This is a genomic window from Aquabacterium sp., assembly GCF_004297345.1.
GTDB lineage: Bacteria > Pseudomonadota > Gammaproteobacteria > Burkholderiales > Burkholderiaceae_C > Aquabacterium.
This window is the reverse complement of sequence record NZ_SCTN01000348.1, coordinates 1-19147: the sequence shown is the minus strand read 5'-3', so window position 1 is coordinate 19147 and position 19147 is coordinate 1. Positions and strand designations below refer to the sequence as shown.

The window sequence follows — 19147 nt, the reverse complement described above, 5'->3', positions numbered from 1 at the left end:
AATCGACCTCGGCCCACAAGGGCTCATCTGCGTGCACACCTTCGGTCAAGGTGAAGCGCTCAACCACCAAGGTGCCGGAGCTCAGCGGGGTTTCAAGCTGGATGAGGCGCGTGGCCTGGCCGATCGTCAGGCACGCCTTGAGGCGCGATATGAGATCAGCGCCCAGCCCGGCAAGGCCTCCAGGCAGGGGTAGGTTCATGGGGACAACTCACCTGAGTGGTTTTAGGTATATGTCTGCCCATTTTCGGTGCCTGGGGCGCCGCCACCGCCCCCTCCTGCTAGGGGATATTGCAAGCGGTTGTTACTTGGCGCGCGTCATCAGAGCAGCTTGGCAAGCTCGAAGTGCATGCCATCGCGGCGGCTGAAATGCCCGCCCCAATAGAAGCCGAACTGATGGGCGATGGGCACCAGTTTGTACACGCAACCAATGCTGCCTGACGTGGCAGGCTGGGCACCAAGCCGGTTGTAGGCAGCGTTGATGTCGAAAGCAGTGGCAAAGGCGTGGTTGGAGAGCACCTGCTCATCGGCCTTGCCACGCACGAAACGCGGGTTGTACGCGCCTTCGTATGACAGCACCAGCGGCATCAACTTGCGCTTTTGCCATTCGGCCCACAAGCCCTTGAGCTGCTCAGCACCTTTCTTGTGAAAGGTCATGGAGGAGCTGGCAGGTGCGCCGGCAATCGGGGGCTTGACCAGTTGTGGGAGTTTGACCGCCACCAGATTCTGGCGCTCCCAATCGTTGGTGATTTTGATGGCTTCAGGATTGCTGGCGGTCGGGGCCGGTGCAAATGCCAGCGGGCCGAACAGCGCCTGGCGGGCCACGGTCGAGGTCAGGGGCGGGAAATCAGGCAAGGCTGGGTAACCATCGTCCGATTCGGCAAACTCCACGATCTCGAAACCCAGCATCGCGGCCTTGCCGTAGGTCTGGTTACCCACGGCACCATCTACATCCAGCTTGTACTTCTTCTGAAACGCAATGGTGGCATCGACGGTGGGCTGGTCATACATGCCCGTGGCATTGATCAGATAGCCTTGCCCGCGCAAGAAAGTTTGCCATTGCGTGACGATGGGGCCAGACACGCCAGGCTTGAGAACCTTGATCATCTATCGCTCCTGCTTTTGCATGATGGAACATCCTCACGCGCGAGCCAGACAGCGTCCATCCCACGAACGTGGGGCGCCGGACCGATCTCATCAACCCAGTTGACGTGCCGCAATCAACCAGCCATTGACAGGCTTGCCGCCCTCTTCACGCAAGACCACGGCCTCCATGTCCAGCAGGTTCAGATCGGCGGCGCTGAGGACCTCGATGAGGTGTTGACGATGATGCGCGTAACGGCCATGCGGCTGGATCTGATGAGGCAAGCCGGCCTCGTCTGACAAGGCCTCGACCGTGAAGATGAGCGTGCCGCCCGGCTTGAGCGAGGCTCCGGCTTCGTGGATTACTTTGCTGAGGTCACCGAAATAGCACAAGGTATCAGCGGACAAGACCACGTCCCACTGGCGTGGCGACAGGTGCAGGAACTCGGTCAACTCGGCCTTGTACAGATCGCCATAGACGCCTTTGGTCTGGGCGCGGTCCAGCATGCCCTTGGACAGATCCACACCGGCCAGCATCTTGGCCCAGGGCGCCATCAGCGGCCCACACAGGCCCGTGCCACAACCCGCGTCCAGCATCACGAACTGCCTTTGTGGCGGCGGCAGATGACGCGCCATCATGTCTGCGCACAGCTGCGGGGCCTGATAGTTCAGGCGTTCGTTGAGCACCGACTCAAAGCTCTCTGCAAAGTGGTCGAAGGCTTGCTCGACATAGTCGTCCGGCGCACGCTCCGGCACGCCATCGCCCGTGCAGGCGGCGTACATGTGGCGCGCCGTGGGGTGATCGGGCTCCTGCGCCAACCACTGACGGTAGACCTCACCGGCATCGGCAATGCGGCCCATGGCGTAATAAGTTGTGCCCAGCAGGCGGCGGGCAGATGAGTCGCCCGGCAACAGCTCCAGCGCCTTGATGTAGTAAGAGATGGCGCCCGTGCGATCACCCTTGGCGGCGTAGAGCAGCCCGAGATTGTTGTGGGCGCGCACATGGCGCGGGTCAATCGCAATGGCACGCTCGTAAGCGGCGTGGGCCTCGTCAAACTGACGCTGCGCCTTGTGCAGCGCACCCAAGTTGTTGTGCAAATCAGCGTTATCTCGGTCCAGCTCGACAGCCTGCTGATAAGCACCCATCGCCTTGGCCACCTCGCCACGGCTCATGTAGATGTTGCCCAGATTGTTGAAGTAGCCGGCATAGTCAGGCTGAGCTTCAATGGCTTGTTCGATCAAGCGCACGCCTTCGTCGGAGCGCCCCATCTGGTGATGTGCCATGCCCAGAAGGTGCAGAACATCCGGGTGAGCAGGCACGGCTTGCAACAAGCGTTGGTAAAGCTGCACCGCCCCATCGAGCTGGTTGTTGCGATGCAGCTCAACAGCCATCTGCAGGGCCTCATCGAATGTGAGTTCCTGCTGCGCTTCGCGGGACTCGGCGTGGGGGGCGGTGGCTTGGTTCATCTGGCGCAAACTCCTCGGGTCATCTTGACGGGCAGCGGGTGCCCGCATCATGCGCCAAGTGGACCGCAAGCCATCCATGGCGCCAAGCGACCAAAGTCACGCCAGCAGTCAAGGGAACTGGCCGCGCACACAATCCCATTGGCCGTTCAGATCGGGGTAGAACAGCAGGAACAACTTGGTGAGCATGTTGTCGAAATTGCCGCCGCGCTGAGAGCCGCCAAAAGACACCAGGCCATAGTTCGGATCAAACAACTGGACCGCGTCACCGGTATTCACAAAGGCAATGGCGTGCCCGGAGGAAGCCACCGAGGACTTGAAGTGCAGTTGATAGAAGCCCGGTGCGCTCATGACGAACTTGCGTACAGCTGCCGCATCCCGGCTGATGCCCTGGCGCTGCTCGTTGTCATCACGAATGCCAAAGATTTTCCAGATTTCCTTGATGTAGCCAGAGTAGTAGCCCCCCAACGCGCTGGCAGGCCCTGAAGCGGCCGTAGCCAGGCCTTGGAAGCCCTTGACCTGGTTCATCCCGATCTTGGAGTTGATGAAGCGCTTGAACGTGGCCACATTGCCTTTGGAGAGGATCCAGCAGCAGCACAGCGTCATGCAGCACCCGGCGCGCAGTTCGGGCTTGAACTGCGCGATGTAGCTCATCTGGTCGAACTCTTCAACAGAGTTGCCGTGGTAGTGCTCGGCCCACAAGGTCATCACATTAGGCATACCTCACTCCTTCATCCATTCTTTCTTGATTGAACACGTCAGAACTCGTACTTGAACTGCTGATCCTGCACTTGCACCTGTACACGCTCGATGGGCTGGCCTTCCATCATCCGGGTGAGGAACACGCGGGAGATATCGGGCAGCATCGTGTTGGTCAGGATGGCGTCGATCATCCGGCCACCGGATTCGCTCTCTGTGCAGCGTGAGACCACCAGCTTGATGACGTCGTCGCTGTAGCCAAAGGGGATCTTGTAGCGCTCTTCCACGCGCTTCTTGATACGGCCCAGTTGCAGCTTGACGATCATCGCCAGGACCTCGTCGCTCAATGGGTAGTAGGGAATGGTGACCAGGCGGCCCAGTAAGGCTGGCGGAAAGATTTTGAGCAAGGGCTCACGCAGCGCCTTGGCCATGCCTTCTGGATCGGGCATCAGCTCGGGGTCGCTGCACAGGCTGGCGATGGTGTCAGTGCCGGCATTGGTGGTCAGCAAGATCATCGTGTTCTTGAAGTCGATGACGCGGCCTTCGCCGTCTTCCATCCAGCCCTTGTCGAAGACCTGGAAGAAGATTTCGTGCACATCGTGGTGGGCCTTTTCGACTTCATCGAGCAGCACCACGCTGTAGGGACGACGACGCACGGCTTCGGTCAGCACGCCGCCTTCGCCATAACCCACATAGCCCGGAGGCGCGCCCTTGAGTGTGGAGACGGTATGCGCTTCCTGGTACTCGCTCATGTTGATGGTGATGAGGTTCTGCTCACCGCCATACATGGCTTCGGCCAGGGCCAGTGCGGTCTCGGTCTTGCCGACGCCGGAGGTACCGGCCAGCATGAACACGCCAATGGGCTTGTTGGGGTTGTCCAGCCCGGCGCGCGAGGTCTGGATGCGCTTGGAGATCATCTCCATGGCGTGATCCTGGCCGACCACGCGCTGTGCCAGCAGCTTGGGCAGATTGAGGATGGTCTCGATCTCGTTGGCGGCCATGCGGCCCACGGGGATGCCTGTCCAGTCACCCACCACGCTGGCCACGGACTGGTAATCGACCGTTGGCAGGATGAGCGGAGTTTCGCCTTGCAGTGTGGTGAGTTCGGTTTGCACCTGCTTCAACTCGGCCAGGGCATCGGCGCGCTCGGCTTCGGTCAGCGTGGGATGCTGTTCGGTGGCAGCGGCGGCCACGCCCTTTTGCTCAAGCTGGCTGCTCGTGCCTTCCACCGGCTCGATGGCACCGCGCAGCTTGGCACGCAGGCCCAGCAGGCGATCGACCAGACCCTTCTCGGCCTCCCAGCGTTTGTCCAGCGCATCCAGGCGGGTGTGCTCGGTGGCCAGCAGTTCCTTGACATGGGCTTCGCGGGCTGCGGTATCCACACCGATGGCGGCTTCGCGGCCGATGATGGCCAGTTCGGTTTCCAGCGCTTCGATGCGCTTGCGGCTGTCATCCACTTCAGCGGGTGTAGCGTGCAGGCTCACGGCGACGCGGGCACAAGCGGTGTCCAGCAGGCTGACGGATTTATCGGGCAACTGGCGCGCCGGGATGTAGCGGTGCGAGAGCTTGACGGCGGCTTCCAAAGCCTCATCGAGGATCTGGACCTTGTGGTGCTTTTCCATCGTGGAGGCCACGCCGCGCATCATCAGCAGGGCCTTGGGCTCGTCGGGCTCGTCCACGGTCACGCTCTGGAAACGGCGTGTCAGCGCAGGGTCCTTCTCGATGTGCTTCTTGTATTCGGCAAAGGTGGTGGCGCCGATGGTGCGCAGCTGCCCGCGAGCCAGGGCCGGCTTGAGCAGGTTGGCGGCGTCGCCCGTGCCGGCAGCACCACCTGCGCCCACCAGGGTGTGGGTTTCATCGATGAACAGGATGATGGGTTTGGGCGAGGCTTGCACTTCGTCGATCACCGAGCGCAGGCGTTGCTCGAACTCGCCCTTCATGCTGGCACCGGCTTGCAGCAGGCCCACGTCGAGCGAGCGCAGCTCCACGTCCTTGAGAGAGGGCGGCACGTCGCCACGGGCAATGCGCTGGGCAAAGCCTTCGACCACGGCGGTCTTGCCCACGCCGGCTTCGCCGATGAGGATGGGGTTGTTCTGGCGGCGGCGCATCAGGATGTCGACCACCTGGCGGATCTCGTCGTCACGGCCCACGATGGGGTCCATCTTGCCGCCGCGGGCCTGCTCGGTCAGGTCGGTCGTGAAGCGCTTGAGCGCTTCCTGCTTGCCCATGGCAGCTGGCGAAATCGCGTCGCTGGCTTCGCCCGGCGCGGCACCGCTTTCAGAAGCGCTTTGCGCAGCTTCGGGCGAGGCCGAGAGCAGCTCGGCAAAGCGCTCGGTCAGGTCATCAACACGGATGCGCTCGAACTGGCGCGAGATGGCGACCAGGGCATTGCGCAAGGTCGGCGTCTTGAGCATGCCGACCACCAGGTAGCCGGTGCGCACCTGACGATCGCCAAACATCAGCGAACCATAGACCCAGCCGCGCTCCACGGCGTTTTCCACGAAGGTGGACAGGTCGGAGATCGACGAGGCACCGCGTGGCAGACGGTCCAGCGAGGCGGTCAGGTCAGAGGCCAGCGTCGAGGTATCGAGCTCATAGGCCTTGATGATGCGGTGCAGGTCAGAATCCGGATTGTTCAGGATCTGCGCAAACCAGTGCTGCAGTTCCACATAGGGATTGCCTCGCATCTTGCAAAAGACCGTGGCGCCTTCGATGGCCTTGTAGGCCAGCGGATTGAGCTTGCCGAATAAGGCGGTGCGGCTGATTTCTGACATGGGAGGCTCCTTGTGGATTCGGTTCGTTCGAGATTCAGTTCAAGGCGTGGGCGTTTCGAGGCGCAGGCGCATGTCGGCACGATCGGGGTGCGGTGTTCGCCGGCCCAACCAGGTGTTCAAGCCCAGCATGCCGGCAGGGGCCTGTGGCTGGCCCGATGCGGCAAGCGCAGCAGCACGAGGCCGCATTTGCAGACGCGGCACCTCGGCACCTTGCAGCACCAGGCGCGTCTCGCATGACAGGCTCATACCGAGGTACTGCCGCAACCAGTCGCGCAAGGCCTTGCGTGCCGGTTGGCCCGGCAGGAAGCGCTGATATTGCTCGTAGCTCAAGGGCCCAATGCGCAGGCGAAAGTTCGACTGGCGATCCCATACGCGCTTGCCCAGCACGGCCCGTTGGCCCAGCGCCGTGTTGCGCCCTGGCGCGGTGCTCGGCAGCAAGCGGCTACGGTCTTCATCTTGCAGATCCAGCCAGTGGCCCACCGACGATTCAATGCTGACGGCTACGCCAAAGTAGCTTTGCAAAATCTTGATCAGTCCCTCGGCATTGCGAGGCCCGCGCGCCAATGCCGCAGCATGCAGGCGCTTGGCATCGTCCGGTATGGCGTCGCGTTGTGAAAAAGGTTTGCCAGCCTGCCCGAACAGGGCACTGACCCAGCGCGAGAAATCATCGTCCCAAGGACGATCGCGGTGCACGACCGGACGCGACTGCGCCCAGGCCTTGAAGAACAACAGCGCAGCCCGATGATGGAACACATCGGCGAAACGCATCATGGTGGGGTCACCATGGCTGCGGGCACGCTCGCGCACGTATTCGGTCAGGTGCAGGGGCATCGGGCCCATGGGGCCGAACAAGCCGAAGCTGCGCTGGCCGATGCGGGGTACCTGGCCATCCTTGGCCTCGAACGAATGCAGGTTGGCTGGCGCGAAATCCAGCTCGGGATCCTGCCCCACGCGCACCGCCTCGTCGCGTGGGCGCAAGGCCTCGCCGAGACGCGGCGATTGCGGGTTGTGGGCCTGGATGCGGCGCAGCACCTGAAACAGGTCGTGCGCATACGGTGCCTGGTTCAGTTGCGCCCACAGTTGCTGCAAGGCTTCGTGGTCGCTGGCCGTGGCCTGTGTGGGCGCACGCGCTGGCAGCATCACCGAAGGCGGCGCCAGGTCATCAAAGAAGGGCTCGTCTGCGGGGCTCATCGCGGGCGCGCTCAGACGATGGCGGTCTGGCCCACACGGGGCGACCATTGCATGACCATGCCGCGCGAAGGCGTGCGCAGCCGCGTTTCAGTGAAGCTGTTGATGGCTGCCTGGCGTGCAAAGAAGTGCTCCAGCACGCTGCCCATCAGCACGGTGCTGGTGCCTTGCAGGCCCATGTCATCGAGCTCCAGATCGATCTGCACACCCGAGCCAAAGGCCAGGCGCCCCGGCCCGGGCAGGCGACGCGCCACCTGACGCGCCGTGACGGATCGAATGCTGTCGACCTGCTTGCGCCAGCTGGCATCGCCCTCGGGGCCATGCAGGCTCAACAGGCTGCGCAAGGCGGCCGCGGCCTTTTGGGGGTCTTCGCCCGCGATGGACAGATAGTTGAGCGTCAACTGGCTGATCAGTGACCAACCCAGATCACCGCGCACCAGACGCTGCACCACGGGTGTTGGCCCGCGCAGGCATTGCACACCCTTGACCGGGCCTGTGGCGTCCAGCGCCCAGGCCTGAGAGCCGGTGCTGGCATCGCGCTGGCCTGCACCGGGCAACAGCATGGGCAGATCGCGGTTGCTCACCAGGGCCGATACGGCCAGCTGACGCAGCTCTTCTGGATACGGCGCGTTTTTCGGGTCCACCAAAGACACAAAAACTTCGCTGCCGATATACGACGAGCGCGCACCCTGTTCAAGCTGGCGCTGCGACAGCATGCGCGGTTCACGGCGCACGGTGTAATAAGCTGGATGCAAGCTGCTTTCCGTGTGGAACGCGGCATACAAGGGGTGGAAGTCCTGCTCGGCCACACGCCCGGTGCCATAGCCCGTGATGGACTCGATGCTGTAGACCTCGAAGTCCATAGGCCGCGTCCGATCAGGCACCACATGGTGCTCGGGCTGCGAGGCGCTCAGGGCGATGCGGTCCAGTCGCTTGGGGAACAGGTTGATGGCCGGCGTGCAGTACAGCGACAGACTGCTAGCGTCCACCAGCGACTCCAGCGAGGCATCGCCCTTGGAGAACAGGATGACGACCTCGAACTCGTTGCCCTTGATGCGCTGCACACGGTGCCGCAACTGCGACAACTCGACAAACATCAGGCGCTGCGGCATGGCCGCGAACTCCTGCAGGATGCGGTGCCCGGAGAAACCACGCAGGGTCTCGGGCAGCAGGGCCTGGTCATCGTCAAAGCCTTGCTGCTTCAGGCTGTCGGCATGAGCCCATTGCGCGCGAGCCTGGGCAGCATCAACCGGCAACCAGGTGCCCAGCGTGGCCGTGGTCAAGAGCTCATGCAGACGCAGCGCCGTTTCATCGGGTGCACTGATGTAGAAGGACAGTGCATCCACCGGCAGTTGGTTGGCCTGCAAGCCGCCCTGCACACGCAGGCGCAAACGCAAGCCGCCACGCACCTGGCGAGCCACGGGCAACTGCGCCAACGGCAGATCGGGCGCATGGCTGAAGTACTGCACATTGACCAGCTCGATGGGCCACAGCGTCACTTCATGTGCCGTACGGAAAGTGCAGCGTGTGCCCTGGCCGCGCGTCACTTCGCTGGTCACGGTGGACTGGCGCGGCACGGTGAAGCCCTTGGCCAAAGCCGGATCCGCCAGATCAGGCTGCAAGCGCGCGACCATCATGGCCGGCACGGGTGACAGGAAATTCGGGTAAACCGTTTCCAGCAGGTGCTGGATGAAGCGCGGGTATTCGGCGTCCAGCTTGAGCTGGGTGCGCGCGGCCATGAAGGCAAAGCCTTCGAGCAGGCGCTCGACATAAGGATCGGCCACTTCCAGGCCGTCCATGGTCAGGCGAGAGGCGATCTTGGGGAACTCGCGCGCGAACTCGGCGCCGACTTCACGCAGGTGGGCCAACTCCTGGTTGTAGAGCTTGAGCAGTCCGGGATCCATCAGCGGCGTCCTCCATCGATGGTGGATGGGCTGCCATCACGCACCTTGACCTGGCCGGCTTCCAGATCCAACTGGGTGCGCAAGAGCAGCTCCAGCGGGATGGGCTGCGCCCACAGAAAGCCACGGATCTCGAATTCGATGATGTTGTGAGCGTCCAGCATGGCCCCACCGTCTACAGCCTTGACGACCAATGAATGCTCCAGAATGCGCGGCTCGAACCGCAGGATGGCATCGCGCAAGGACTGCTCCACGCTGGGTACATCCACCTTCGAGGCCAGTTGCCCGGACATAGGTGGCAGACCGTAATTGAGCACCGACTCGGCCGCATACGGCGCTTCATCGGCCTGCTTGCCCAGGGGTTGCACGGCGTTGAGCAACCAGCTCAGATCACGCAACACAGCCTGGCGCAACTGGTTCTTGTTGAGCACGCGGCGGTCGTCCGCATCGTGCGTGTTCTCGGGGTTGTCGTCGGTCAGCCTGTCCAGCAAGGCGGGCTGGAGGCGGTCACGCAAATCGTTCGTGGCCATGCTGCGGACGACTTCCTGCCAAAGCGGCGAATCAGGCCGCAGCCTGGTCAGACGCCGCCACCGACGCCACATTCAGCGTCACGATGCGCACGTCCAGCAAACCGACTTCGGTCTGGTCCGTCGTCAGCAAGCGCTGGCCCACACCACGGTATTGCCCGGGCGACATCTCGAGCCATTCGGTGCTGCGCGAGAGCCGCACCAGGTTGTCGGCACCTTCGGGCATGGGGGCGTAACGCGTGGGCACAAGCGCCACGGTGCCACCGCCGTTGGGGAACTCCAGCGCGGCAGGCAACCAGACCATGTCGCGCAAGTCGCTGGGTGGCTCGAAGGTGATCGAGGCCACCGACGAGAACGGCAACCAACCGTACTTGCCGTTGATGATGACTTCCAGCACGGGGCCCAGGCGGGAGTCCGCATCGGCCACCCATTCGAAAGGCTCGCCGTTGAGCGCGCCGCTCACTGTGGGCGCGGCTTCCAGGGCCTGCTCACGCAGGTGTGTGGCCAGAGCGTGATCGCCACGGGCATCGGCCTGCACGGCCTCCACCAGGTGCGCCACCCAGGCTTGAGGTTGGCCAAAGACCATCGGGGTGGTCTGGCCGTTGAACACGGCATCACGCAGGGCTTCGCACTTGATGGCCTCGCGATAGGTGTTGACCATCGCCAGCGTGCCAGCGTCCAGCTCGCCGCACACGCTCAGTTGGTTCATCGCCCGTGTCCACTGGCCATCGACGGCCAGCAACTGGAACAGGAAAACGCGCAACTTGGGATGCGAGGGCTGTGCACGCACGCCATCCTGCAGGTATTGCAGTGCCTGCTTGAGGTCGCCTTGTTTGAGTGCCTGCTCGGCCGCTTCCACCGTGTTCATGTGTCTGGTTCCTCCAGCGATCAGGCTGGGGTGATTTCGGTTTCAAAGGTGGTGGCACCGCCACCGCCGCCCGTTGCAGTCTGGGGCTGATACTGCACGTTGACCTTGAAGAAGGCAATACGCAGTTCCTCATGGATGTCCGGCAAGCCATCCACGGTTGTGCCCAGCTTGTGCGACATGACGCGGGCCTTCTCCAGAGATATCTTGAGATAGTCCACAGATGCAGCACCGCCGGCCTTGCGCACCGTCAGCGTCACTTTTTTGAGTGGCTCATTGGCACGCAATGCCGACATCAGCGCGGTGGACGCGCGGTCCACTCGCTTGCGCACCACCAGCTCCTGCATGGTGGTGCGCGCAGAACTGGCACCAAACGACGCCGCAGAGACATCCATGCCCCAACTCCACCCCAGCACTTCGATCTCGTCGATGTGATTGGTATCGGTCGACTCGCCCTTGATCGGACCCTGACGGGTTCCCTCGATCTTGAGGAACATATCGGCTTGAGACATGGAAACTCCACTACGTGATGGTCGGCCAGTTGCTCAGGTACCCGATCAGCCTTGTGGCTTGTTGGCGGGGATGTCCCAAGCAGCGGTAGAAGTGGCACCTGCGCCGCCGGTGTCGGCTTGCACGGTGTACTCGACCTTGAACTTGGCAAAGTTCAGCACGACGTTTTCAGTCAGGCGGTCTTCGCCACCCGAACCGCCGGTCTGCACCGAGCTCACGAGCACTTCGTTCAGGGTGATCTTGATGTACTCAAGTGGCTTGTCGCCGGCCTTGCGAACTGTCAGCTTGGCTTCCTTGATGTGGGTACCCTTGCAGGCGGCCACGATCAGGGCTGTCGAGCTGGCATCCACCCACTTGGTCAGGGAGATGTCCTGCACATTGACTTTGCCAGCGCCACCGCCACCGCCAGAATGGGTCGTGCCGGACTGGCTCAGGCCCCAGCTCCAGGCCAGAACGTCGATTTCCTGCTTGTGAGCGTCGTCCTTGGACTCGCCCTTGATGTCACCGATCTTGATGAACATGTCCACTGCCATGATGCTTCTCCAGTTTGGTTGAGCGACCCGAATGAAAAGAGGATGGCCGGGAAAGACGGTGATGGAGCTGGGTCAATGCCCCACACCACCGGCGTGTTGAAGCCGGGCCAACCGAAGTCGGCCCGAAAGAACGCTTGTTTCTGGCGTCCAGGTCAGGAGGTCTGACTGATCACGCCGCCTTTTGCGAAGGCAGCTTCGAAACCAGACGCAGCGACACGGTCAGCCCTTCCAGCTGGTAATGCGGACGCAGGAAGAACTTCGATGTGTAGTAGCCAGGGTTGCCTTCGACGTCTTCGACGACCACTTCAGCAGCCGCCAGAGGGCGACGGGCCTTGGTCTCTTCAGACGAGTGGGCAGGATCCCCATCCACGTAGTTCATGATCCAGTCCTGCAGCCAGCGCTGGACTTCATCGCGCTCCTTGAAGGAGCCGATCTTGTCGCGCACGATGCACTTGAGGTAGTGCGCAAAGCGGCAGGTGGCGAACAGGTAAGGCAGGCGCGCAGCCAGGTTGGCATTGGCCGATGCATCCGGATCGTCGTACTCGGCGGGCTTTTGCAGCGACTGAGCACCGATGAACGCGGCGAAGTCCGAGTTCTTCTTGTGCACCAGGGGCATGAAGCCGTTCTTGGCCAGTTCAGCCTCGCGGCGGTCGCTGATGGCGATTTCAGTCGGGCACTTCATGTCCACACCGCCGTCATCGGTCGGGAAGGTGTGCGTAGGCAGGCCTTCCACGGCACCGCCGGACTCGATGCCGCGGATGCGCGAGCACCAGCCGTACATCTTGAACGAGCGGTTGATGTTCACGGCCATCGCATAGGCCGAGTTCACCCAGGTGTACTTGGTGTGGTCGGCACCAGCCGTGTCTTCTTCGAAATCGAAGGCTTCCACGGGGTTGGTCTTCGCGCCGTAGGGCTGACGACCCAGGAAGCGGGGCATGGCCAGACCAATGTAGCGAGCGTCGTCCGAATCACGCAGCGAGCGCCAGGCGGCGTACTCGGGTGTCGTGAAGATCTTGGTCAGATCACGCGGATTGGCCAGCTCTTGCCAGGACTCCATGCCCATCAGGCCGGGACCAGGGGCAGCGATGAAGGGCGTGTGCGCAGCAGCGCAGACCTTGGACATTTCGCCCAACCACTCCACATCAGGAGGGGTGTGGTCGAAGAAGTAGTCGCCCACCAGGCAGCCGAAAGGCTCGCCACCGAACTGACCGTACTCTTCTTCGTACACCTTCTTGAAGATCGGGCTTTGATCCCAGGCCGTGCCTTTGAACTTCTTGAGCGTCTTGCCCACGTCGTTCTTCGAAATGTTGAAGACGCGGATCTTCAGCATTTCGTCGGTTTCGGTGTTGTTGACCAGGTAGCTCAGACCGCGCCAGGCCGATTCCAGCTGCTGGAACTCGGGGTTATGCAGGATCTTGTTGACCTGCTCGGACATCTTGGCGTCCAGCGCGGCGATCATGGCTTCGATCGAGCCGATCACGTCGCTGCTGATCAGCTTGGTCTGGGACAGGGCCTGCTGGGCCAGGGTCAGAACGGCTTGTTCAACGGCCGACTTGGCGTTGTCGTTCTGAGGCTTGAATTCCTTGTTGAGCAGGGAGGCGAAATCACCACCCTGGTACTCGACGCCCTGCAGGGCTGCGCTTTGAACTTGTGCTTCGGACATGTCGTCAACTCCTAGCTAAGGCTTTTCTTATTGAGCGCCGTCTTCGGGCTTCTTGGCGGCTGCCAGCGACTTCAGCAGGGCTTCGTCGTTCAGGACCTTGGCCAGCAGCTCTTCAGCGCCGGTCTTGCCGTCCATGTAGGTGACCAGGTTGGCCAGTTGCTGACGGGCTTCGAGCAGCTGCTTGAGGCCATCGACCTTGGCGGCCACGGCGGCAGGCGAGAAGTCGTCCATGCTCTCGAACGTCAGGTCGATGGCCAGATTGCCTTCACCGGTCAGGGTGTTGGGCACCTGGAAGGCCACGCGGGGCTTCATCGACTTCATGCGGGCGTCGAAGTTGTCAACGTCGAAGTCCAGGAACTTGCGATCGGCCACAGGTGCCAGCGGTTCGGTGGGCTTGCCCGACAGGTCGGACAACACGCCCATCACGAAGGGCAGTTGCACCTTCTTCTCGGCGCCGTAGAGCTCGACGTCGTACTCGATCTGCACGCGCGGAGCGCGGTTACGGGCAATGAACTTTTGACTACTGGTGGCCATGCTTCGCTCCTGGTTCCTTGGGTTTCACTGGCATTGAAAACGGGTTTGCTTTTGTCTCTGTCAATACTGGTCGTTGGGTACGCCGGCCAGCTTGGAGATCGTGTCGACACCATCGGGCACGAGATCCCGGATGATGTCCATGAAGTTCTTGCTCATCAGGCGCTGGGCGCGGCGGATGAGCAGGGGTGCGGGATTGGAGGGCTCGTTGAGCTCAATCCATTCGCAGACTTTTTCAAGCGCCTGAACGGCGTCATCGCGGGTGCGCAGCACGCCGGCCGTGGTGGCCACAGCCATGTGGGCGGCGCCGCCTGTCGCCGAGGCAGCATTGCCGCCCACATCTGCTGTCGCCGCATTGTCTGCACCGGCTGTGGCGCCGGATGCCGCCTTGGCCGCATCACCAATGATCTGCAGCAGCACGCGCAAAGGGCGGAATTCAGGACCGGAAATCGTGGCCTTCTGGGTCACCAGGGCATCGATGGCGGTCACGGTATCGACCATGCCAGCCAAGGCAGCCAGCAGGCCGGCTTGTTGGCTCTCGGCCTCCAGCAAGGCCTGGTTGATACCAGCAGGCGGCGTAACGCTTTCGCCTTCATTGGGCTGGGCCTTGCCTGCGGCCAGTTCGAAATCGCGGCCAGTGATGCCACTGCGCCCCGCACCCAGACCGGTCTTGCGGATATCAGCCAGGAAGCTGGCGCCATCCACCAAGGGGGCCAGCGCATTGAGCCGCATGGTGGGATCGTTGTCGTCGTCGGCATCCAACATCGGGTGCACGTGATCCCAGTACTGCGTCAGCAGGCCGTGGATCAGGCGCAAGCCATCGGCAGCCGCGGCCAGACCTTGCAGGCGGGTGGATGAACGCAGCAGGTGAACGGCCACCCGCACGTCCTTGGTGCGGGTCATCAACTCGCCGGACAGGGTCTGGACCTTGCGCCAGTCGGGATCTTCAGCCGGGATGATGGTGTCGCCGAACTGCTGCTCGGGCTTGCCGCGTGCGGCATCCTCCAGAGCCAGAAAGGCGCTGTCGTATTCCAGGTCCGGACCACAGGGCTCGCTTTCGCCAACCGGGGTCAGGAGGGTATCGACATCAATCAGGGCCATGGTGTGTTCCGACTCGTTTTCAATGCTTCATCAGACGATGGTACGCACTGTAGGTTCGCCGGACAGGGCTCACACCTGCCAAAAGTCATGTGATCCTGATGTGGCGCAGAAACTAGGGGGGTGCGTTGCTGGCGGCACCACATTCCCCCGTGTCCTGCGCCTGGATCAGAAGGCTGAACAGTTGCTGTCAGCCTGCACGCCCGAGCAGTTGGTCAACTGCGCACCACGGCGAACTTTGGTCCACTCTTGTGACAACGGTTCGATGTCGCTGGAACCGCCTGCAGCGGCACCGCTTGTGTTGGCCGGTGTGCAGATCTGCGGCTTGCCGAACTGCCCCTTCACATACACATCGGTGCGCAACTCGCTCAACGCATCGGGCCCCTCAAATGGCCGAGGAATGTCCGGCACGACGGTGCTGATGTCCATCTGCTGGAAGTAGAAATCCGCGACGCTGCTGTAGCCCGCGATGCCCGACGGATTCAAGGCTGAAGGCTGTGCCTGCGACGACACCGTCGCGCCTGCGCCACCTACATTCTGTTTGCCGATGCGGTTACCCGGGTTGTTCAACTGCACCACGGTCTGTTTGCCGGGGATGATGTTGAGCACATTGACGGCGAGCGGCCCTGTTTGAGACACCGGACCAGAGGTGACCAGATTGAGGGTCTGCTTGGCCATGGACTGAGCCCCCAGGACAATGCCCTGGGACCCTTCGCCCTGGTTCTGCAGCGTGACGGGGCCGGCCTTGCTGAGCGCATTGTCATCCACCGAGATCTGGCCCGTGTGGCCGCTGGAGCCGATCACCACGCGGGTGATGTCCGGGTTATCGACCGTGGCACCAGACGCCACGAACCACGCCGGGTTCACCACGAAGTTGGAACCCGCCGAACCGGCACCGGTACCCACGCGAATGGCGGTGCTCAAGGCCTCACTGACACCAAACTGGTCGCTGTCGATAGAGACCCCAGCGGGGCGGATATTGATGCGGCCAATCGTGTTCCAGTTCGGCAAGCCCAGGTCCAGCGCATTGGCAGCCAAGTTGGCGTCCGCCTTGGCACCAATCACCACGTCAGCCGAAGCAGCGGCAGGGCCATCCTGCGACCGCATCCGAATGCCGGGGGCATCAGTCTCGACCTTGATCCCTGGGTTGGCCGAACCGCGTGACTCACCCACCAGCGTGAAGGTGGAGGTGGTGCCCGCAGAAGGCGGTTCCGTGGTCAACAGCAAGTCGACAATGTGCACCCCGGTGGCGCCGTCTCCCTCAGCCAGCCCCAGGATCTTGGCGCTGCCCTGGCCCATGTTGATCACCACACCGGAGCCGATGTCCACACCGGTTGGCGCACCAAAGCCACCCGACGTTGACCACCCGTTGATGGTGATCATCTGGCTGGCCGTCGAGATCGTGGTGTTGCTCAGGCTGACACCACTGGTGCCGGCGCTGTAACCGATGATGCTGATGAAGCCGCCCGTGATGTCGGAAGTGTCGATGGAGACGCCGTTGTTACCCAGGGACTCGCCATCGCTACCACCACCTGCACCCTTGATCAACACATTGCCGCGCGAACCGTCGCTGCCCTGGGTGTTGATCACGGTACCGGTCATGTCGACCCCGGCATAGTCGGTCAGGGGCATGGACGAGAGCGTGCCCGTCGATCCCTTTGCACCCGTGATGATCACGTCGCCGCCGTTGGTGTTGATGGTGACGGGGGCGTCGCCCTCGGCCGCCTGGGCGCGAGCCCGGCCTGCGCCCAGGATGACGACGTTGCCATCCAGGGAGCGAAAGCCTTCAAGGCGCACGCTGCCCACACCGTCACCATCTGCATCGGCCACCATGGCCACATTCATCTTGCCGGAGGTAGAGGCAATGGTGGTACCTTGGCCCACCACAATGTCCTGACTGGACTGGAGGAACAAGGCGTTGTCACCCAGGCCGGCTGTGCGCACCAGTTGCGTACCGGCTTCGATCACCAGATTACGACCTCGTACGGCAGGATCGTGCTGGTACGAAGTCGACATGCTGACTTTGGCGCCGCTGTTGAGCACCGAATTGATTTCGTCCTGGTGCACATAGGTGGCACCCGGATCGTTGTTGGGGCCAATCAACTGGCGCCCGATGGTGACACTGGGCGAGTACAAGGACCACAGTCCACCTGCGCCTGCCGGGCCACCGGCCGACACGTCAACCGTCACGGCGCCCCGGCCCTCATAGCGTGTGCGAACGACGTTGGCGGCCATTTCAACCACACCGCCGTTGCCACCGTTGGCACCGCCACGTGCGCTCAGCGAACCGTAGACATCCAGTGTCCCGCGGTTGAGGCCGTCGCGCACTTCCTGGTCAGGCAAACCGGCATAGGTGGACAGGCGAATCGTGCCGCCATCACCCTTGTCGATGGCACTGACCGACAGTTGCGATCCACTTTCCACCGCGATCGAGCTGGACGACTCGGAAGCGCCCGCCACCGTGGCATTGTTGATCTCGATGCTGCCACCACCGGTACTGCCCTGAGCCATCAACTTGGCACCGGTGTCATTGCCTTCACTGGCGCGCACGGTCACGTTCTGCGCAGACAAGGTGATGGTACCGCCATTACCCGTGGCACTGCCCACGTCAACCACGCCGTTATGCTCAACGGACGATTGGGCCCCATAGGCGACCATGTTCACCGTACCGCCTGGTGTCTGGACGGTGCCGTCGTTGAAAACAGCGCGGCCAAATCCACCGTCACCGTCGGTGGCCGCCACCAGCGTGATGAAACCGCTGTCACCCAGTTGCACATCGGTCGAACCCGCCGCCAGCAAGTGGATCTGGCCACCCGCCCCTGCGGAGATCAAACCCGAGTTGCTGACCCGGTCGCCAATCAGGAAGATGCTGCCGCCGTCTGCCGAGGCCTGCAGCGTGGCACCCGAGTTGATCGACACGGTCGGATCCCCGTAGCCACCACCGATGTTGGTGTTGAAGACAAGGTGGGCGCCGTCCTTCATGAGGCCGGCATAACCGTCTTGCGTGAGGCTGGGATCAAGATCCTTGCCTGACAGCACGATGCTGCCAAACGGCGACACGATCTGGCCGCTGACCGAGATGCCCCATGGGTTGACCAGCACGAAGGTAGGCTCGGAGTACACGGAGCCATCCACAAAGCTGCGCGCACCTGAACCGAAGCTGTCGGGGTTCTGCGTCACGCGAACCAGCGTCAGGTCACCCTTGGCGCCTTTGTTGATGAGCGTGTTGCCCTTGGCCAGGCTGAAATCGAAGGTCTCGTAAACGGCGATCTTCGAGGTCTGGCCCATGGTGGTAGTTGTGCCCTCGGTGGTGATGGCATTGCAGGTGCCGGCCACACAGTTCAAGTTGGGCACGCCAGCAGCGGCCACGGCGTGGCTCACAAAGCCAACAGACAGCAAGGCCACGGCCAGTGGCTTCAAACGGGCCAGACGGCGGCGGGATTGGGAAACGGAATTCGTCTGCATCACGATGCCTCTTGAATCAGAATGAGTGCAGGGCTTGCACGAACACGCGAGCCTTGTCGTTGCCAGGTGCGGTCTCCGGCAAGCGGGTACCGCGCCAGGCCACCGTGGCCTTGACGGTCACCACATCAGGGAAGTTCGCCGCCACGCCGAGACCGGCTGCGCGCAACTGCACGTCGTTGGCGCTGAACGCGTCAGCAGCTACTTCGCGATTGCGGTGGCCCTTGGCCCAGTCGTACAAGGCAAAGACCGTCCAGTTGCGGTCGATCCAGTAGCGCAATTCGCCATTGAACAAGGTGGCTTCATCCGACGCGCCTTCTGCGGTCGGATAGGCACGCACGCCACGCGGGCCGCCCAGCGTCATCTTCTCGGCAGGGTCCATATTGCGCGTGGACAACTGCTGGCTGAGGCTGCCGTAAAGCGACACATTGCGGGAGACGGCCTGCAGGCGAGACCATTGCAGCTCGACCTTGCCGAAGCTGCCGGCCTTGCCTTGATCGCCCTGGATGGCATCAATGGCCTGATCCAACTCGGAATCCAGACGCAGGCGCCCCCAATGGAATTGCGCGGACAAGCCGTTGAAACCACCGCCCATCCAGGCGTCACGCGATTCGTAATTCAGGCCACCCAGCGCGGCGTTGATGTGCTTCTTGGATGTGAACAGGTCGTTGCCTTGCAGATAGTCCGTCAGACCTTTGGATTCATACCCCAGGCGAGCCATCAGGGTGCGGCTGCGCGAACGCATCAAGGGGTAGCTGAGGTTGACCTCAGCGACATCGGCCGAGCCGTGTGCATCCTGATCGGCATACTGACCACCAAGGGTGTAGTCCACCTTGGCGTAGGCGACCGAGA

At 62.4% G+C, this 19147-nt stretch carries 16 protein-coding genes; all 16 read right to left on the bottom strand.

Annotated features, from left to right (window positions below; translation table 11 throughout):
• Window positions 1–199, bottom strand: a 199-nt coding sequence (locus EPO09_RS12845; protein WP_290643684.1) for a hypothetical protein, incomplete at its 3' end; no start/stop codon positions are given.
• Window positions 200–318: 119 nt separating this feature from the next.
• Window positions 319–1104 carry a M15 family metallopeptidase gene (locus EPO09_RS12840; protein WP_290643682.1) on the bottom strand — a complete coding sequence of 262 codons (786 nt, stop codon included), beginning with the start codon at window positions 1102–1104 and terminating at the stop codon, window positions 319–321.
• Window positions 1105–1194: 90 nt separating this feature from the next.
• Window positions 1195–2547: a tetratricopeptide repeat protein gene (locus EPO09_RS12835; protein WP_290643680.1), complete on the bottom strand. Its 1353-nt coding sequence runs from the start codon at window positions 2545–2547 to the stop codon at window positions 1195–1197.
• Window positions 2548–2655: 108 nt separating this feature from the next.
• A complete protein-coding gene (locus tag EPO09_RS12830) occupies window positions 2656–3264 on the bottom strand; it encodes a YopT-type cysteine protease domain-containing protein (protein WP_290643678.1) in 609 nt (202 codons plus the stop codon).
• Window positions 3265–3302: 38 nt separating this feature from the next.
• Window positions 3303–6017 (bottom strand): type VI secretion system ATPase TssH, encoded by a 2715-nt coding sequence (gene tssH / locus EPO09_RS12825; RefSeq protein WP_290643676.1) that lies wholly within the window; start codon window positions 6015–6017, stop codon window positions 3303–3305.
• Between the two features lie 39 nt (window positions 6018–6056).
• Window positions 6057–7208, bottom strand: coding sequence for a type VI secretion system baseplate subunit TssG (tssG, locus tag EPO09_RS12820; protein ID WP_290643674.1), 1152 nt, complete (start codon window positions 7206–7208; stop codon window positions 6057–6059).
• Between the two features lie 11 nt (window positions 7209–7219).
• On the bottom strand, window positions 7220–9109 hold the full coding sequence (tssF, locus tag EPO09_RS12815) for a type VI secretion system baseplate subunit TssF (protein ID WP_290643671.1): 1890 nt from the start codon (window positions 9107–9109) through the stop codon (window positions 7220–7222).
• Window positions 9109–9636 carry a type VI secretion system baseplate subunit TssE gene (tssE, locus tag EPO09_RS12810; protein ID WP_290643669.1) on the bottom strand — a complete coding sequence of 176 codons (528 nt, stop codon included), beginning with the start codon at window positions 9634–9636 and terminating at the stop codon, window positions 9109–9111. Before tssE ends, tssF begins: the two co-directional genes overlap by 1 nt.
• Window positions 9637–9667: 31 nt before the next feature.
• Window positions 9668–10501 carry a type VI secretion system accessory protein TagJ gene (locus tag EPO09_RS12805; protein WP_290643667.1) on the bottom strand — a complete coding sequence of 278 codons (834 nt, stop codon included), beginning with the start codon at window positions 10499–10501 and terminating at the stop codon, window positions 9668–9670.
• Between the two features lie 20 nt (window positions 10502–10521).
• On the bottom strand, window positions 10522–11010 hold the full coding sequence (locus EPO09_RS12800; protein WP_290643665.1) for a type VI secretion system tube protein Hcp: 489 nt from the start codon (window positions 11008–11010) through the stop codon (window positions 10522–10524).
• Between the two features lie 45 nt (window positions 11011–11055).
• Window positions 11056–11541 (bottom strand): type VI secretion system tube protein Hcp, encoded by a 486-nt coding sequence (locus EPO09_RS12795; RefSeq protein WP_290643664.1) that lies wholly within the window; start codon window positions 11539–11541, stop codon window positions 11056–11058.
• Between the two features lie 169 nt (window positions 11542–11710).
• Complete coding sequence (tssC, locus tag EPO09_RS12790) at window positions 11711–13204, bottom strand: type VI secretion system contractile sheath large subunit (RefSeq protein WP_290643662.1); 1494 nt, start codon at window positions 13202–13204, stop codon at window positions 11711–11713.
• Between the two features lie 27 nt (window positions 13205–13231).
• Complete coding sequence (gene tssB / locus EPO09_RS12785) at window positions 13232–13738, bottom strand: type VI secretion system contractile sheath small subunit (protein ID WP_290643660.1); 507 nt, start codon at window positions 13736–13738, stop codon at window positions 13232–13234.
• A 60-nt stretch (window positions 13739–13798) separates the two neighbouring features.
• Window positions 13799–14836, bottom strand: a complete 1038-nt coding sequence (gene tssA, locus EPO09_RS12780) for a type VI secretion system protein TssA (RefSeq protein WP_290643658.1) — start codon at window positions 14834–14836, stop codon at window positions 13799–13801.
• 165 nt (window positions 14837–15001) lie between these two features.
• Window positions 15002–18298 (bottom strand): hypothetical protein, encoded by a 3297-nt coding sequence (locus EPO09_RS12775; protein WP_290643656.1) that lies wholly within the window; start codon window positions 18296–18298, stop codon window positions 15002–15004.
• A 16-nt stretch (window positions 18299–18314) separates the two neighbouring features.
• Window positions 18315–19147 (bottom strand): ShlB/FhaC/HecB family hemolysin secretion/activation protein (locus EPO09_RS12770; RefSeq protein WP_290643653.1); only part of this gene is annotated, 833 nt, incomplete at its 5' end.

What these genes read in the sequence shown, in the direction of transcription:
- EPO09_RS12840 (WP_290643682.1), bottom strand. Translation starts at nt 1,104, where the DNA reads ATGATCAAGGTTCTCAAGCCTGGCGTGTCTGGCCCCATCGTCACGCAA.
- EPO09_RS12835 (WP_290643680.1), bottom strand. Translation starts at nt 2,547, where the DNA reads ATGAACCAAGCCACCGCCCCCCACGCCGAGTCCCGCGAAGCGCAGCAG.
- EPO09_RS12830 (WP_290643678.1), bottom strand. Translation starts at nt 3,264, where the DNA reads ATGCCTAATGTGATGACCTTGTGGGCCGAGCACTACCACGGCAACTCT.
- tssH (WP_290643676.1), bottom strand. Translation starts at nt 6,017, where the DNA reads ATGTCAGAAATCAGCCGCACCGCCTTATTCGGCAAGCTCAATCCGCTG.
- tssG (WP_290643674.1), bottom strand. Translation starts at nt 7,208, where the DNA reads ATGAGCCCCGCAGACGAGCCCTTCTTTGATGACCTGGCGCCGCCTTCG.
- tssF (WP_290643671.1), bottom strand. Translation starts at nt 9,109, where the DNA reads ATGGATCCCGGACTGCTCAAGCTCTACAACCAGGAGTTGGCCCACCTG.
- tssE (WP_290643669.1), bottom strand. Translation starts at nt 9,636, where the DNA reads ATGGCCACGAACGATTTGCGTGACCGCCTCCAGCCCGCCTTGCTGGAC.
- EPO09_RS12805 (WP_290643667.1), bottom strand. Translation starts at nt 10,501, where the DNA reads ATGAACACGGTGGAAGCGGCCGAGCAGGCACTCAAACAAGGCGACCTC.
- EPO09_RS12800 (WP_290643665.1), bottom strand. Translation starts at nt 11,010, where the DNA reads ATGTCTCAAGCCGATATGTTCCTCAAGATCGAGGGAACCCGTCAGGGT.
- EPO09_RS12795 (WP_290643664.1), bottom strand. Translation starts at nt 11,541, where the DNA reads ATGGCAGTGGACATGTTCATCAAGATCGGTGACATCAAGGGCGAGTCC.
- tssC (WP_290643662.1), bottom strand. Translation starts at nt 13,204, where the DNA reads ATGTCCGAAGCACAAGTTCAAAGCGCAGCCCTGCAGGGCGTCGAGTAC.
- tssB (WP_290643660.1), bottom strand. Translation starts at nt 13,738, where the DNA reads ATGGCCACCAGTAGTCAAAAGTTCATTGCCCGTAACCGCGCTCCGCGC.
- tssA (WP_290643658.1), bottom strand. Translation starts at nt 14,836, where the DNA reads ATGGCCCTGATTGATGTCGATACCCTCCTGACCCCGGTTGGCGAAAGC.
- EPO09_RS12775 (WP_290643656.1), bottom strand. Translation starts at nt 18,298, where the DNA reads ATGCAGACGAATTCCGTTTCCCAATCCCGCCGCCGTCTGGCCCGTTTG.